Annotated in this window: 13 protein-coding genes; 7 read left to right on the top strand and 6 right to left on the bottom strand. The window is 67.6% G+C overall.

The features are described from left to right. Positions 1-38 precede the first annotated feature (38 nt). Entirely contained in the window at positions 39-1,004 is a 966-nt protein-coding gene (locus tag IAG39_RS02025; protein ID WP_118933371.1) for a Bug family tripartite tricarboxylate transporter substrate binding protein, read from the top strand. Positions 1,005-1,099: 95 nt separating this feature from the next. Here IAG39_RS02025 and IAG39_RS02020 read toward each other — a convergent pair whose 3' ends face one another. From IAG39_RS02020 to IAG39_RS02005, 4 genes are all read right to left on the bottom strand, one after another. Then, entirely contained in the window at positions 1,100-2,626 is a 1,527-nt protein-coding gene (locus tag IAG39_RS02020; RefSeq protein ID WP_118933372.1) for a 3-hydroxyacyl-CoA dehydrogenase, read from the bottom strand. A gap of 30 nt (positions 2,627-2,656) precedes the next feature. Then, on the bottom strand, positions 2,657-3,886 hold the full coding sequence (locus IAG39_RS02015; RefSeq protein ID WP_059377315.1) for a CaiB/BaiF CoA transferase family protein: 1,230 nt from the start codon (positions 3,884-3,886) through the stop codon (positions 2,657-2,659). Positions 3,887-4,071: 185 nt separating this feature from the next. Further along, positions 4,072-5,220 (bottom strand): acyl-CoA dehydrogenase family protein, encoded by a 1,149-nt coding sequence (locus IAG39_RS02010; protein ID WP_118933373.1) that lies wholly within the window; start codon positions 5,218-5,220, stop codon positions 4,072-4,074. Between the two features lie 46 nt (positions 5,221-5,266). After that, on the bottom strand, positions 5,267-5,890 hold the full coding sequence (locus IAG39_RS02005) for a TetR/AcrR family transcriptional regulator (protein WP_054455146.1): 624 nt from the start codon (positions 5,888-5,890) through the stop codon (positions 5,267-5,269). Positions 5,891-6,084: 194 nt separating this feature from the next. On the opposite strand from IAG39_RS02005, the gene IAG39_RS02000 reads away from it, so the two are divergent. Further along, positions 6,085-7,056: an NAD(P)H-dependent flavin oxidoreductase gene (locus IAG39_RS02000; protein ID WP_059377647.1), complete on the top strand. Its 972-nt coding sequence runs from the start codon at positions 6,085-6,087 to the stop codon at positions 7,054-7,056. Next, a complete protein-coding gene (locus IAG39_RS01995) occupies positions 7,053-7,793 on the top strand; it encodes an enoyl-CoA hydratase-related protein (RefSeq protein ID WP_118933375.1) in 741 nt (246 codons plus the stop codon). Before IAG39_RS02000 ends, IAG39_RS01995 begins: the two co-directional genes overlap by 4 nt. A gap of 46 nt (positions 7,794-7,839) precedes the next feature. On the opposite strand, the gene IAG39_RS01990 is transcribed toward IAG39_RS01995, so the two are convergent. Continuing rightward, positions 7,840-8,673 carry an enoyl-CoA hydratase/isomerase family protein gene (locus IAG39_RS01990; protein WP_013391155.1) on the bottom strand — a complete coding sequence of 278 codons (834 nt, stop codon included), beginning with the start codon at positions 8,671-8,673 and terminating at the stop codon, positions 7,840-7,842. Between the two features lie 112 nt (positions 8,674-8,785). Here IAG39_RS01990 and IAG39_RS01985 point away from each other — a divergent pair, with 112 nt between their 5' ends. The 3 genes from IAG39_RS01985 (at position 8,786) to IAG39_RS01975 (ending at position 12,000) form a co-directional block, all read left to right on the top strand. After that, a complete protein-coding gene (locus tag IAG39_RS01985) occupies positions 8,786-9,646 on the top strand; it encodes an NAD(P)H-hydrate dehydratase (protein WP_118933376.1) in 861 nt (286 codons plus the stop codon). Between the two features lie 120 nt (positions 9,647-9,766). After that, the gene (locus IAG39_RS01980; RefSeq protein WP_054455155.1) at positions 9,767-10,000 is read left to right on the top strand and encodes a hypothetical protein; all 234 of its coding nucleotides are present in this window, start codon (positions 9,767-9,769) and stop codon (positions 9,998-10,000) included. Positions 10,001-10,386: 386 nt separating this feature from the next. After that, entirely contained in the window at positions 10,387-12,000 is a 1,614-nt protein-coding gene (locus IAG39_RS01975) for an ABC transporter substrate-binding protein (protein ID WP_059377307.1), read from the top strand. Between the two features lie 65 nt (positions 12,001-12,065). Here IAG39_RS01975 and IAG39_RS01970 read toward each other — a convergent pair whose 3' ends face one another. After that, the gene (locus tag IAG39_RS01970) at positions 12,066-12,980 is read right to left on the bottom strand and encodes a LysR family transcriptional regulator (RefSeq protein WP_054455159.1); all 915 of its coding nucleotides are present in this window, start codon (positions 12,978-12,980) and stop codon (positions 12,066-12,068) included. A gap of 281 nt (positions 12,981-13,261) precedes the next feature. Here IAG39_RS01970 and IAG39_RS01965 point away from each other — a divergent pair, with 281 nt between their 5' ends. Next, positions 13,262-14,233: a succinylglutamate desuccinylase/aspartoacylase family protein gene (locus tag IAG39_RS01965; protein WP_118933377.1), complete on the top strand. Its 972-nt coding sequence runs from the start codon at positions 13,262-13,264 to the stop codon at positions 14,231-14,233. The last annotated feature ends 68 nt before the right edge of the window (positions 14,234-14,301 follow it).

The following is a 14,301-nucleotide window of genomic DNA, read 5'->3' as shown; positions in this document are numbered from 1 at the left end:
CCAGGCCGCGCATCACTACGACACAAGGGGAAAACATCATGAAACGTCGTCAGTTCTCGCGGCTGCTGGCCTCTGCGCCATTGCTGCTGCCCGCGTTGGTCCGCGCCCAGGACGGGACCGCCATCACCTTGATCGTGCCGTATCCGCCCGGCGGCAACACCGACTATGTGGCGCGCATTACCTCCGATTCGCTACGCCGCACCTTGGGCTCGTCGGTCGTGGTGAAGAACCAGGCCGGCGCAGGCGGAACCATTGCCACCGATGCGTTGATACGCTCGCGCAACGACGGCAACACGCTGATGGTGGGCTCCATCGGCCAGGTTTCGCTGGTGCGCTTTCTGTTCAATGTGCGTTACGACCCGTTGAACGATCTGGTGCCGGTCGCCAACATCGCCAGCAATCCGCTGGTGCTCACGGTGCCGTCCAGCTCGCGTTTCCAGAACCTGGCGCAACTGATCGAGTATGGCCGGGCCAAACCGGGCGCGCTGACCGTCGCGCACGGCGGCGAGGGGTCGATGTCGCATATGTCGGTGCTGGTGTTTCTCAAGCGCGCGGGTATCGAGGCGACGCTGATCGGCTATCGCGGCGGTGCGCCCGCCCTGCTGGACACCATGGGCGGCACGACCGATCTCTACTCGGCCAACATCTCGGAGATCCTGCCGTACAAGGACAGCGGCCGCATCCGCTTCCTGGGCGTATCCAGCCGCCAGCCCGTACCTCAGCTGCCCGGCGTCCCGGCCATCGCCGACACCATCTCCGGCCACGAGATCGAAACCTGGAATGGCCTGTTCGCGCCCCCCGGCACACCCGCCGAAGTGGTGGACAGGCTGGCCGACGCCGTGCAGGTCATGCTGCGCGACCCGGACGTGCTGAGCAAATTCGACGCGTCCGGCAGCCAGCCGCGGGCAGGCGAAGTGAAGGAGAAGTTTGCGCGCCGCATCCGCGACGACATCGCGCTGTGGACGCCGCTGGTGTCCCTGATCGGGGTCAAGCCGGCGAACTGAGGCGGCCGGCGTCGCAAAAAAAAGCCCGCAAGACACGATGTCTTGCGGGTTTTTTTCTTGCGCATGCCAGGTCGGCGCCTGTCATGCTCATCGCATCACTGTTCGCCAGCCGCCTTGGTCAGCGACATGCCCAGCTGCACACGGCGTTGCAGCCACAGGCTGGGGCGATAACGCGGATCGCCGGTCACGCGCTGCATGCTCTTCAGGATTTCCAGGATGCGGTCGGCGCCGAGCTTGTCGCCCAGGGCCAGCGGACCCACCGGATAACCCAGGCCCAGCGTCACCGCCAGGTCGATGTCCTTGGGCGTGGCGATCTGCTGCTGCGCGATGTCGCTGGCAATGTTGACGATGGTGGCGACGATGCGCTGGGCGATGAAGCCAGGCGAATCCTCGATCACCGTGACGGGCACGCCGTCGGCGGCCAGCAGCGCGTGCGCGGCGTCGCGCCACTTGGCTTCGGTGGCGGGCGACACCATGATGGTGCGGCGCTTGGCGCTGTCGAAGGCGTAGAGCGTGTCCAGGCCGACCGTGCGGGCCGCGTTCAGGCTTTGCGCGGACACGGTGGTGGAGACGTCTTCACCGTAGGGCGTGACCAGGATGAGCGCGTCGGCGTCAGGCGTGGAGCCGGTCACCAGCGTGGCGCCCAGCTTTTCGACCAGCGCGGCGGCGCGGGCGTAGCCTTCGGCGTGCTTGGGGCTGACCCAGACCTTCAGGTTCTCGGGCAGCGCAGGCACGGGCGGCTCGGCCGGCACCTGCTTCTGGCCGTCGGCGTAGACGTAGAAGCCTTCGCCAGCCTTGCGGCCGATCAGGCCGCCGGCCAGGCGCACGGTGGTGATCGGCGAGGGACGGAAGCGCGGCTCGTCGAAGAACTGGCGGTAGATGGATTCCATGACGGGATGGGACACGTCCAGCGCCGTCAGGTCCAGCAGTTCGAACGGGCCCATGCGGAAACCGGCCTGCTCGCGCATGACGGCGTCGACCTGGGCGAAGGTCGCCACGGCTTCCTGCGCCACGCGCAGGCCTTCGGTATTCATGCCGCGGCCGGCATGGTTGACGATGAAGCCGGGCATGTCCTTGGCGCGCACGGGCGTGTGGCCCATGCGGCGCGCCAGCTCGGCCAGCGCGTCGCCGACTTCGGGCGCGCTGCGCAGGCCGTCGATGACTTCGACCACCTTCATCAGCGCGACGGGGTTGAAGAAGTGGTAGCCGGCCACGCGTTGCGGCCGCTTGCAGGCGGCGGCGATGGCGGTGATCGACAGCGACGAGGTGTTCGACGCCAGGATGCAGTCTTCGGCCACCACGCCTTCCAGCGCGGCGAACAGATCACGCTTGACGTCCAGGCGCTCGACGATGGCTTCCACCACTAGCTGGCAGTTCGACATATCGGTGAGCGCGGTGGCGGATTCCACGCGCTCCAGCGCCGCCTGCGCGTCGGCGGCGCTCATCTTGCCTTTCTGGGCCAGCTTGTCCCAGGTCTGGCGCAGCGACTCGCGCGCGGCCGCGACGGCGTCCGCGCTGGTGTCGTACAGGCGCACGCGCAGCCCGGCTTGCGCCGCGATCTGCGCGATGCCGCGCCCCATGGCCCCGGCGCCGACGACGCCGATGGTTTGAATCTCCTTCATCACCACTCTCCTGCTTTTATTGGATGGGGTTCAGGCCCGGCTTTGCGCCAGCGCCAGGATTTCTTCGGCCGACAGGCCCAGCTTCTCGGACAGCACCTGCTCGGTGTGCTCGCCCAGCATGGGCGGCGGACGGCGGTACTCGACGGGGCTGTCGGAAAACTTCAGCGGGCTGGCGGCAATGGGCACCGTGCCCGCGGTCGGATGCGGCATCTCGCGCTTCATGCCGCGCGCCAGGACCTGCGGGTCTTCGTAGACCTGGTCCAGCGTGTTGATGGGGCCGGCGGGAACGCCCACGCCTTCCAGCGCGGCCAGCCAGTGGTCGCGCGCGCCGGTGGCCATGCGTTCGGCCAGGAGCGGCACCAGCTCGGCGCGGTTCTTCACGCGCTGCGGATTGGTGGCAAAGCGCGGATCGGCCGACAGCTCGGGCAGGCCGATCGCGCCGCAGTAGTTGCGGAACTGGCTGTCGTTGCCGACCGCCACGATCAGGTGGCCGTCGCTGGCCGCGAAGACCTGGTACGGCACCAGGTTCTGGTGGGCATTGCCTGCGCGCTTGGGCGCCACGCCCGAGGTCATGTAGTTGAGGTTCTGGTTGGCCAGCATGCTGACCTGGCAGTCCAGCAGCGCCATGTCGATGTGCTGGCCCAGGCCGCTGCGCGAGCGTTCGTGCAGCGCGGCCAGGATGCCGACCGTGGAGTACATGCCGGTCATCAGGTCGGTCACGGCCACGCCCGCTTTCTGCGGACCGCCGCCGGGCAGGTCGTCGCGTTCGCCGGTGATGCTCATCAGGCCGCCCATGCCCTGGATCATGAAGTCATAGCCGGGACGGCTGGCGTAAGGGCCGGTCTGGCCGAAGCCGGTGATGGAGCAGTAGATCAGGCGCGGGTTGAGTTCCTTCAGGCTTTCGTAGTCCAGGCCGTACTTCGACAGGCCGCCGACCTTGAAGTTTTCAACCAGGATGTCGCTTTGCAGCGCCAGTTCGCGCACCAGCTCGGCGCCGCGCGGCGAGGCGATGTCCAGCGCCACCGACAGCTTGTTGCGGTTGGCGGACAGGTAATAGGCCGCTTCCGTGGTGTCGTTGCCCGCCTCGTCCTTCAGGTACGGAGGCCCCCAGGCCCGCGTGTCGTCGCCCGCGCCGGGACGTTCGATCTTGATGACCTCGGCGCCAAGGTCGGCGAGGTTCTGGGTGCACCAGGGACCCGCCAGGACGCGGGTGAGGTCCAGCACGCGTATGCCGGTAAGGGGAGCGGGACGTTGCGACATTAGTAATCTTTTCGCTAGAAGAGAAATGAAAACGTCTGGCTTGCGGCGGCGCGCAAGCCAGACTGGAATTCCGTCATGCCGGCGGCGCGCGGCCGCTGGCGCGTCATATGCCGGCGCGGCCTGGGGCCGTGCGCCGGATCACCGTCAGTCATGCAGGATATTAGCCTCTTGCGCCGGGTCCGCGCTCAGGAATGCGCCTTGATGGTTTCGCGGGCGATCACCAGCTGCTGGATCTGCGAAGTGCCTTCGAAGATGCGGAACAGGCGCACGTCGCGGTAGAAGCGCTCGACCGCGTATTCCGACATGTAGCCGGCGCCGCCGTGGATCTGCACCGCGCGGTCGGCCACGCGGCCCACCATTTCGGTGGCGTACAGCTTGCAGCAGGCGGCCTGCATGGTGGTGTTCTCGCCGCGGTCGCGCATGCGGGCGGCGTCCAGCACCATGCAGCGCGCGGCGTAGAGTTCGGCCTGGCTGTCGGCGATCATGGCCTGGATCAGCTGGAATTCGGCGATGGGTTGGCCGAATTGCTTACGCTCAATGGCGTACTTCACGGCATCGCTCAGCAGGCGGTCGGCGATGCCCACGCACAGCGCCGAGATATGCAGGCGGCCCTTGTCCAGCACCCGCATCGAGGTGCGGAAACCATTGCCCTCTTCGCCGCCCAGCAGCGCGCTGGCCGGGACGCGGCAGTTGTCGAACACCACGTCGCTGGTCAGGGCGCCGGCCTGGCCCATCTTCTTGTCCGGCTTGCCGATGCTCAGGCCGGGCGTGCCAGCTTCGACCAGGAAGCACGAAATGGAATTGGCGCGGCGTTCCGGCGCGGTGCGCGCCATGACGGAGAACAGGCCGGCGATGGGCGCGTTGGTGATGTAGCGCTTGGTGCCGTTGAGCACGTAGCTGTCGCCGTCGCGCACCGCGGACAGGCGCAGCGCCATCGCGTCGGAACCGGCGTCGGGTTCGGTCAGCGCGAACGAGCCGATCAATTCGCCGCTGGCCAGCTTGGGCAGGTAGCGGGCGCGCTGCTCGTCGGTGCCGGCCAGCACGATGGCTTGCGAGCCGATGCCGATGTTGGTGCCGGCCAGCGAGCGGAACGCGGGCGAGGTCTGACCCAGCTCGAAGACCACGCGCACTTCCTCTTCCATGGTCAGGCCCAGGCCGCCATGGTCGGGCGAGATGGACAGGCCGAACAGGCCCAGCTCGCGCATCTCGTTGACGATGTCGGACGGCACCTGGCCGCTTTCGGCCAGTTCGTCTTCGGCGGGGATCAGGCGTTCGTGCACGAAGCGGCGCACGGCGTCCAGCAACAGGTTCAGGGTTTCGGTATCGAGGGCCATGATGGGAGTCTCACAAAAAGCGGGGCAAGCCGGGGACAGCCGCGCCTCAGGCGCGCATGCCTCCGACCAATAGATCGAAATAGCCGGCGGCGATGGCTTCGGCGCTGTCGCCCTGGCCGGGCTTGTACCAACGCACCATCCAATTCAGCATGGACAGCACGGCGCGGCCCGCGGCGGCCACGTCCAGCGCGCGGAACTCGCCGGCGGCGACGCCTTGCGCGATCAGTTCGCGCAGGCGCTTCTCGTAGCCGTCGCGCAGCCGGGCGGCGTCTTCGCGTTCGGTCAGCGCCATGCCGGAATAGCCGATCAGCATGGTGACGAACTCGGCGTGGTGCTGCTCGAAGTAGCGCGCGTGGCCCACCATGAAGGCGCGCAGGCGGGCCGTGGCGCCCTCGGCCCGCGCGACATCCTGGGCGACGGCCTGCGTCAGGCCGCTCAGCACGGCCAGGATGATGGCGTCGTAGATGTCCTGCTTGGTGGTGTAGTAGTGATAGATGGCCGCCTTGGACACGCCGAGCGCGCCGGCCAGGTCGGACACCGAACTGCCGTCGTAGCCGCTTTGGGCGAAGAGCTTGGCGGCTTCTTCCAGGATGCGTTCGCGCGGGGCCGCCACGGTGGGTGGGCGGCCGGCGCGGGCGCGTTTCTGGGCAGGAGGGGCGGAGGTCGCCATGGCAGCCTTTGCAGGGGCCGCGCCGCAGCTGCCGGAGGGACTCGCGTACCTCCATTGACAGCGATTCAGCGCATGCCGTTTAATAAGGATTAATTAATTACCGGACGGTCGGTAGGTAATTATAGGCACACCCGCCTAGGATGCTCAAGTCCCGATGTTCAAGTCCTCCAGTGACCTTTTTCCGCGACGACGCCATGCCCCACTCTCTTGTGACTGATTTGTACGGCCAGATGTCCCTGCCGGTCATCTGCGCCCCGATGTTCATCGTGTCCAACCCCAAGCTGGTGGTGGCGCAGTGCACCAGCGGGATCGTGGGGTCGTTCCCCGCGCTGAACGCGCGTCCGCAAAGCCTGCTGACCGACTGGCTGGACGAAGTCCAGGCCGGCCTGGCCTCGCACCGCGAGGCCAACCCCGGGGCGACGGTTGCGCCATTCGCGGTCAACCAGATCATCCACCAGTCCAACGACCGGCTGGAGCAGGACCTGGCCGTGTGCGCCAGCCACCGCGTGCCGCTCATCATCACCAGCCTGCGCGCCCCCGGAGACCTGGTCAAAGGCGTGCATGACTGGGGCGGCAAGGTATTCCACGACGTCACCACCATCCGCCACGCCGAAAAAGCGCTGGAAGCCGGCGTGGACGGCCTGATCCTGGTGTGCGCCGGCGCCGGCGGCCATGCGGGCACGCTCAGCCCCTTCGCGCTGGTGTCCGAAGTGCGCCGCTTCTATGACGGCCCGCTGATCCTGTCGGGCGCGATCACCTCGGGCGCGCACATCCTGGCCGCGCAGGCCATGGGCGCGGACTTCGCCTATATGGGTACGCGCTTCATCGCCAGCGAGGAAGCCAACGCCAGCGAAGGCTACAAATCCGCCATCGTGGATGCCAGCGCTTCGGACATCCTGTATACCCCGTTCTTCACCGGCATCCCCGGCAACTACCTGAAGGCCAGCATCGCCGCCGCCGGGCTGGATCCGGCCAACCTGCCGCAGCCCGACAGCGGCGCGTCGAATTTCGGCTCGACCCGGGTCAAGCCCTGGAAGGACATCTGGGGCGCGGGCCAGGGCGTGGGCGGCATCGCCAGCGTGCTGCCGACCCGCCAGATCGTGGACACGCTGCGCAGCGAATACGCAGACGCCAAGACCCGTCTGGCCAACGGTTTCGGCGCATGAGCGCCGGTCTGCAGGTCAGCCGCGACGGCGCGGTGTTGACGCTGACCATCAACCGTCCGGATCGCCGCAACGCGCTGGATACCGCCACCTATGCCGCGCTGACCGAGCAGATCGCGCTGGCGTCGGCCGACACCGCGCTGGCGGCCGTCATCCTGACCGGCGCGGGCGAGCATTTCACGGCGGGCAACGATTTGCGCGACTTCCAGGCGGAGCGCGGCGCCGGCGACAGCGCGGGCCTGACTTTCCTGCGCGCGCTGTCCATGGCGGACGTGCCGGTCATTGCCGCGGTCGAAGGCTATGCCATCGGCATCGGCGTGACGCTGCTGCAGCACTGCGATTTCGTCCACATCGGCGAAGGCGCCACCTTGCGCATGCCGTTCGTGGCGTTGGGGTTGTGTCCGGAAGGCGCTTCCAGCCTGCTGATGCCGCGCCTGGCCGGCGCCCGCCGCGCCGCCGAATGGCTGTTGCAGGGCAAGGCCTTCACGGCGCAAGACGCCTGCGACGCCGGGCTGGCCACGTCGGTCACGCCCAAGGGCCAGGCGCTGGCGGCGGCGCAGGCCACCGCCGCCGACCTGGCGCGCCAGCCGCCGGCCGCGCTGCGCCTGACCAAGGCCATGCTACGCCGCCCGGACCGCCAGGCGATCCAGGACACGCTCGACTACGAAGCCCAGCAGTTCCGCATCCGCCTGCAATCCGAGGAAGCGCAGGCGGCGTTCGCGAAGTTCTTCAAGAAGTAGGAAAGCCGGATTGCGCGCCCTGCCCCAACGCGCGCAATCCGCCGCCTCAGAACGGCGAATCCGGCCGGAAGTTCGGCGCGCGGCGTTCACGCAGGGACTGGATCCCTTCGCGTACGTCCGGGCCGCCAAAGCCCATGAATTCCAGGGCCAGCGAGGTATCGAAGCTCGGCCCCGCCATGCGCAGCCAGTTGTTCAACGAATACTTGGTCCAGCGGATCGCGGTCTGGGAGCCTGCGGCCAGCTTGTTGGCGACTTCGAAGGCACGTCCGATGAGTTCGGCCTCGTCCACGCACAGCGACACCAGGCCGATGCGCTCGGCTTCCTCGCCGGTCACGGTTTCGCACAGCATCAGGTAGTACTTGGCGCGCGCCATGCCGCAAAGCAACGGCCAGACGATGGCGGCATGGTCGCCGGCCGTCACGCCCAGGCGGGTATGACCGTCGATGATGCGCGCGTCGCGTGCGGCGATGGAGATGTCGGCCAACAGGCCGGCCACCAGGCCCGCGCCCACGGCCGCGCCATGCATGGCGGACACGATGGGCTTGTTGCAGTTGATGATGTTGTAGACCAGGTCGCGGGCCTCGCGCCAGACGCGGGTGCGCACGTCGAAATCGTCGGCCATCTGCTGCACCAGGTCCAGGTCGCCCCCGCCCGAAAAGCCCTTGCCCTCGCCACGGATCACCACCACCCGGGTGTCCGGATCGGTGTCGATATCGCGCCAGATGTCTGCCAGTTCGCGGTGCATGCGGTCGTCGGCGGTGGACAGCTTGCCCGGCTTGCCGCCCTTGGCGCCCATGATCACCTCCAGCACCCCGCCGGGGTGCCGGCGCAGTTTCAGGGACTCATAGGCGGAATAGTGTTCCAGCGTGATGTCGCTCATGTTCGTCTCCACGTCGTCTAGTCTTGGGCCGGACCGGATGCCGGCCGGTTTGGGCGCACTATAGTAGATACGCGCCTTCGCGCCACGCCGCCATCCCCAGGAGCCTCAGCCCATGAACACTACCGCCCCGTCCGCCGGCGGCGCCATCGACCGCGCCGCCCTGCCCGCCCTGTTCGCGCCGCGCGGCCGCGACACTCACAAGGGTAGTTTCGGCACGGTGGGCGTGGTGGGCGGCGGCCCGGGCATGACGGGCGCGGCGCTGCTGGCCGCGCGCGCCGCCCTGAAGACCGGCGCCGGCAAGGTGCTGGTCGGCTTCGCCCAGGACGCCGCGCCGCTGGCCTGCGATCCGCAGCAGCCCGAACTGATGCTGCGCGACGCCCGCTCGCTGCTGGAAGAAGACTGGGGCGTCACCGCCTGGGTGGCGGGATGCGGCATAGGCACGGGCGCCCTGGCGGCCAACGCCCTGTCCGAACTGTTCGTGCTGCGCCGCGCAGCGCCGCTGGTGCTGGACGCGGACGGGCTGAATCTGTTGGCCCGCGGCGACATCCAACCCAACTGGGGCGAGGGCACCGTGGTGCTGACGCCCCATCCGGCCGAGGCCGGGCGGCTGCTTGGCGTGGATACGGCCGAGGTGCAGGCCGACCGCCCGGCCGCCGCCAGGAAACTGGCGCTACGCTACCGCGCCTGGATCGTGCTGAAGGGCGCAGGCACCGTGGTCAGCTCCCCGGATGGCGATCTGCGGGTCAACACCAGCGGCAATCCGGGGCTCGCCACCGCCGGAACCGGGGACGTATTAGCGGGCATGCTGGGTTCGCTGATCGCCCAGAAGCTGCCGTTGGACCAGGCCGTGGCCGGCGCCGTCTGGCTGCACGGAGCGGCGGCCGATGCGTTGGTGGCCCAGGGTGTCGGCCCCATCGGACTGACCGCCGGAGAGCTGGCGGACGCAGCCCGCGCCCTGCGAAATAGCGGCTAAGTCCCTGGGGAATAAACATTTTTACAACATATAGGGGTTTACCCTAAAAATAGCATTGCATCGACCCTAGGGTTATCCCTATAATGGTTTACACCAAGACGAAACGGACTGGAGCAAACCATGAGCGAACTGACCCTGAACCACACTGCCCGCCTGACCGACGCGCTGGAGCGCGATCTGCTACGCGGCGCCCTCGAGAACCAACCGAATTCCCATCCGCTGACCAGCCTGAAGAAGGCCGGCCAAGCCGTAGTGGCAGCTGTTGCCGCCGTGTTTTCCTTCATCGACGAAGTGAACGAGTCGATGAACAAGGCCCGCGCCGCCAGCTCGCGCTTCTCCGGTTCGCAGTGGTAAGCCCTGCCGCGCCGGCCTGAGTCGCGATCGATCTCCCGCGATTCAGCCTGGCGCGACCCCGCCGCAACGCCCGCCGGCTTCCCGGCGCCCCTTGCGGCGGTTCTTCGGCGCCCAGTCCCTCACCCGGGCGCCATCGCGCCGCGCAGGCCTCCAGACGAGGCAGCGCGGCGCCCTCTTTCCCCCTCCCTCTCCGCGTTTTCCCTAGCGCCGCGCTTGCCATTGCGCATTGACAGTGCGCGAAGCCCCTACCGATAATCGGCCCCTTGCCGTCGTGCCCGGCGCCAAAACCCCCTGAGCCCCTTCCAGGCGACGCCGCCCGCGCGGCTGGCGCAGGCCGGTTTACACGCAGGCGCGATCCGGTTCGTTCCCCATCCGGAGTTGTCACCATGAAGTTGCGCACTACCCTGGCCCTTGCGGCCGCCGCCATTCCCCTGGCCGCCGCCCAAGCCCAGACGCTGAAGATCGGCCTGTCGGCCGAACCCACCTCGGCGGACCCCCACTATCACAAGATGACGCAGAACGACGCGTTCTCCGCGCACGTCTACAGTTCCCTGGTGGGTCGCAGCGCCGACATGAAGCTGGTGCCCGCACTGGCCACTTCCTGGAAGACGCTGGACGACCAGACCTGGGAATTCAAGCTGCGCGACGACGTCAAGTTCTCCAACGGCAAGCCGTTCACGTCCGAAGACGTGCTGTTCACCATCTGCCGCACGCTGAACAACGAAACCAACGTGTCGCAGTCCTACATGGACATGACCAAGCGCATCACCGACGTGCAGACGCCGGACGCGCACACCGTCATCATCAAGACCGGCGAGCCCTTCCCGCTGATGCCCGCCGAACTGGCGCGCTCGCTGCCCATCGTCTGGAACGGCATCGTCGAGCACGGCAAGCTGACGTTCGACCCCAAGAAGGGTTGCGGCGTAACCGGCGCCTGGCCCACCGTGGCCGACTTCAACAACGGCAAGGATGCCATCGGCACCGGCCCGTACACCCTGAAGTCCTACGTCAAGGGCACCGGCATCGAGCTGGTCCGCAATGAAAACTACTGGGGCCCCAAGCCGTACTGGAAGGAAGTGAAGTTCGTGCCGGTGCCGTCGGCCGGCCCGCGCCTGACCGGCCTCCTGTCCGGCGACTTCGACATGATCGAAAACCCCGCCGCTCGCGACCTGCCGCGCCTGAAGGACAACCCCAAGTTCGGCTTCGTCGCCACCCCGTCGACCCGCCTGGTGTTCTTCCAGCCGGACGTGGGCCGCAACCCGAGCCCCTTCGTCAAGAGCGCCGACGGCAAGAACCCGCTGCAGGACCTGCGCGTGCGTAAGGCCATCTCGATGGCCATCGACCGCAAGACCATCACCGCCCGCATCATGGACGGCATGGCCACGCCCGCCTTCCAGTACATGCCCGACGGCATGTTCGGCGCGCTGCCCCAGGCTCCGGAAATCAAGTTCGACCCGGAAGGCGCCAAGAAGCTGCTGGCCGAAGCCGGCTACCCGAACGGCTTTGAACTGACGCTGTCGTCGACCAACGACCGCTACGTCAACGACGGCCAGGTGGCGCAAGCCGTGGCCCAGTACCTGGCCCGCGTCGGCATCAAGACCAATGTGGACGCCATGACGGCCTCCATCTACTTCCCCAAGCGCGCCAAGCGCGAGTTCAGCTTCTCGATGGGCGGCTGGCCGGCGGAAACGGGTGAAGCCTCGGCGCTGTTCCAGCTGTGGGTGGCATCCCTGGATTCCCCCAACAGCCTGGGCACCAGCAACTACGGCGGCTTCAGCAATGCCGACTTCGACAAGGTCTACAAGGAAGCCATCGTGACGGTGGACGCGGCCAAGCGCGAGAAGCTGCTGCAGCAGTCCACCCAGATCGCATTGGACAACGTGCCGCTGATCCCGCTGCACTTCGAAAGCAGCATCTGGGCCTTCCGCAAGGGCATCACCTACGAAGGCCGCCGCGACCAGTACACGCTGGCCACCTCGGTCACGCCCGAAAAGAAGTAATCAGGTCCGCCTGAACGAAAACGGCTGCCCCAGGGCAGCCGTTTTTTTTTTGCACCCTTGGCAGACTATGCCGCCGCCCTGCCTTGCAACGCGTCGTCCAGTTCCCGCGCCAGCAGTTCGACGAAGGCTTCGGCCGCCGGCGGCAGCACCCGGCCCGGCATGACCTGGATCTGCAGGGTGCGCGATTGCAGCTCGGCGTTGGAAATCGGCACGGCGATCAGCTCGTCGCGCCGCAAGCTCCAGGCCACCGAGATATAGCCGCTGAGCATGATGGCGTCCGACCCGAAGACAAAACCGTGCAGCGGCGAGGAATCGTTGCAGGTCAGCGCCGGCTCCAGCTGCACCGACTCCAGCGCGCAGCCCATTTCGAACAGCTGCCGCGTGGTGGTGCCGGGCCCGGTCAAGGCTAGCGGATACTGGCTGAGATCCTGCAGGCTGACGCTGGCGCGGCCCGCCAGCGGATGGTCGGCCGCCATCACCGCATGCACCGGCGCGCGGCGCGAATAGCGCGGACTGACCCCGCCTATGCGTTCGGCGATGAAGACCATCCCCAGCTCCACGCTGCCTTCGGCCACCCGGCGGCTGACCTCGGCCGGCGAACCCACGTGCAGGTCGAAGCGGATGTTGGGCCAGTCGCGGCGAAAACGCGCCATCACCGAGGGCAGGAAGATCCGCGCCACGCCCTCGACCGAGGCCACCCGGATCTCGTTGCGCGCGGCTCCCTTGATGGCGGCGATTTCCTGCAGCACGGAATCGGCTTCCAGCATGGTGCGGCGGGCATGCGCCAGCAGCAGTTGCCCCGCTTCGCTCAGGACCATGCCGCGCGCGGCGCGCTCGAACAGCGGCGCGCCCGCCTCTTCCTCCAGCTTGGCGATCTGCCGGCTGATGGCCGACACCGCCACATGCAGGCGCTCGGACGCGCCGCTCAGGCTGCCCGCCTGGGCAACCTCCAGAAAATACTTCAAGGCGATGCCGTGCACGTCAGCCCTCGCGGTTCTCAGGGATTGGGAATGGGGAACAAGCTTTGCCTTTTCTGCAAAGCTTGAGATAAATATTCTAATTGTAGAGAAAGCAGCCAAGCTCCTAGAATTCGCCCAATACTCAAAGGCGGCGCGCGCCTGACGCGCCCTATATATAAGGGAAAACCCGTGTTAGCAGCCTGTTTCAGCGCCCGCCGCGCCGCGGCGCCCGCTCATGCCGGCGGCTAGCCGCCACCCCAGCGCCATCGCCTATACAATCCCGTCGCTTCATCGGAGTTCCCATGCCCACGTCCGCCCCCGCGTCCACACCGCGCCCATTTCTACTTGCCTGTCCGAACTTGTCGGCGGAGCGGGTGGGCAACACGGATACCCCGGGGGTCTGGCATTTCGATTCGGGCGTGCCGGGCAAGCGCGTCATGCTGAGCGCGCTGATCCACGGCAATGAACTCTGCGGCGCCTGGGCGCTGAAGGACGCGCTGGCGGCAGGCCTGCGCCCGCGCCGCGGTTCGCTGACGCTGGCGTTCTGCAACCTGGCGGCGTTCGACCGCTTCGACCCCGCCAACTACGCGCCCGCGCGCTTTGTCGACGAAGACATGAACCGCGTCTGGAGCGACGACAAGCTGAGCGCGCCCGCCAGCCAGGAACGCCGCCGCGCAGCCGAGATCCAGCCCTGGGTCGAGCAGGCCGACTGGCTGCTGGACTTCCATTCGATGAGCAATTCCGACGTGCCGCTGCAGCTGACCGGCATGGAGCAACGCAATATCGATCTGGCGCTGGCGCTGGGCAACCCCGCCACCATCATCGCCGACGCCGGCCATGCCGCGGGCGTGCGCATGCGCGACTACGGCCGCTTCGGCGAAGCCGGTGACAACGGCACCCGTTCCCTGCTGATCGAATGCGGCTTCCATGGCGCGCCCGAGGCGCGCGGCGTGGCCGTCGACCAGATGGCGCGCTTCCTGGTGGAAGCGGGCACGGTGGACCGCGGCGACCTGCCCGCGGATTGGTTCGCCCCCGCGGCGCCCACGCAGCGCGCACTGCGCGTCACGCATGCGATCGCCGCCAAGAGCGCCGATTTCCGCTTCGCCCAGCCCTGGAAGGGCCTGGAAACGCTGGCCCGCGCCGGCGACCTGATCGGCTGGTCCGAGGGCGAGCCCGTCGTCACGCCTTATGACGACTGCGTGCTGATCATGCCGTCCACCGCCAATCTGCGGCCCGGCGTGACCGTCGTCCGGCTGGCGCAGCCCATCGCCTGAAGATCCGCGGCGGCCCGCCAGGAACGCTGCCCTGCAACACCATAACCAATACAACAAAGGGACAAAAT

Origin of the sequence: Achromobacter xylosoxidans, assembly GCF_014490035.1 — a bacterium.
In the GTDB taxonomy this organism is placed as follows: Bacteria; Pseudomonadota; Gammaproteobacteria; order Burkholderiales; family Burkholderiaceae_B; genus Achromobacter; species Achromobacter bronchisepticus_A.
This window is presented reverse-complemented; position numbering and strand designations above follow the sequence as displayed.

Bases quoted from the DNA above. Each gene is read 5' to 3' on its own strand.
- IAG39_RS02025 (WP_118933371.1), top strand. From the start codon at position 39: ATGAAACGTCGTCAGTTCTCGCGGCTGCTGGCCTCTGCGCCATTGCTG.
- IAG39_RS02020 (WP_118933372.1), bottom strand. From the start codon at position 2,626: ATGAAGGAGATTCAAACCATCGGCGTCGTCGGCGCCGGGGCCATGGGG.
- IAG39_RS02015 (WP_059377315.1), bottom strand. From the start codon at position 3,886: ATGTCGCAACGTCCCGCTCCCCTTACCGGCATACGCGTGCTGGACCTC.
- IAG39_RS02010 (WP_118933373.1), bottom strand. From the start codon at position 5,220: ATGGCCCTCGATACCGAAACCCTGAACCTGTTGCTGGACGCCGTGCGC.
- IAG39_RS02005 (WP_054455146.1), bottom strand. From the start codon at position 5,890: ATGGCGACCTCCGCCCCTCCTGCCCAGAAACGCGCCCGCGCCGGCCGC.
- IAG39_RS02000 (WP_059377647.1), top strand. From the start codon at position 6,085: ATGCCCCACTCTCTTGTGACTGATTTGTACGGCCAGATGTCCCTGCCG.
- IAG39_RS01995 (WP_118933375.1), top strand. From the start codon at position 7,053: ATGAGCGCCGGTCTGCAGGTCAGCCGCGACGGCGCGGTGTTGACGCTG.
- IAG39_RS01990 (WP_013391155.1), bottom strand. From the start codon at position 8,673: ATGAGCGACATCACGCTGGAACACTATTCCGCCTATGAGTCCCTGAAA.
- IAG39_RS01985 (WP_118933376.1), top strand. From the start codon at position 8,786: ATGAACACTACCGCCCCGTCCGCCGGCGGCGCCATCGACCGCGCCGCC.
- IAG39_RS01980 (WP_054455155.1), top strand. From the start codon at position 9,767: ATGAGCGAACTGACCCTGAACCACACTGCCCGCCTGACCGACGCGCTG.
- IAG39_RS01975 (WP_059377307.1), top strand. From the start codon at position 10,387: ATGAAGTTGCGCACTACCCTGGCCCTTGCGGCCGCCGCCATTCCCCTG.
- IAG39_RS01965 (WP_118933377.1), top strand. From the start codon at position 13,262: ATGCCCACGTCCGCCCCCGCGTCCACACCGCGCCCATTTCTACTTGCC.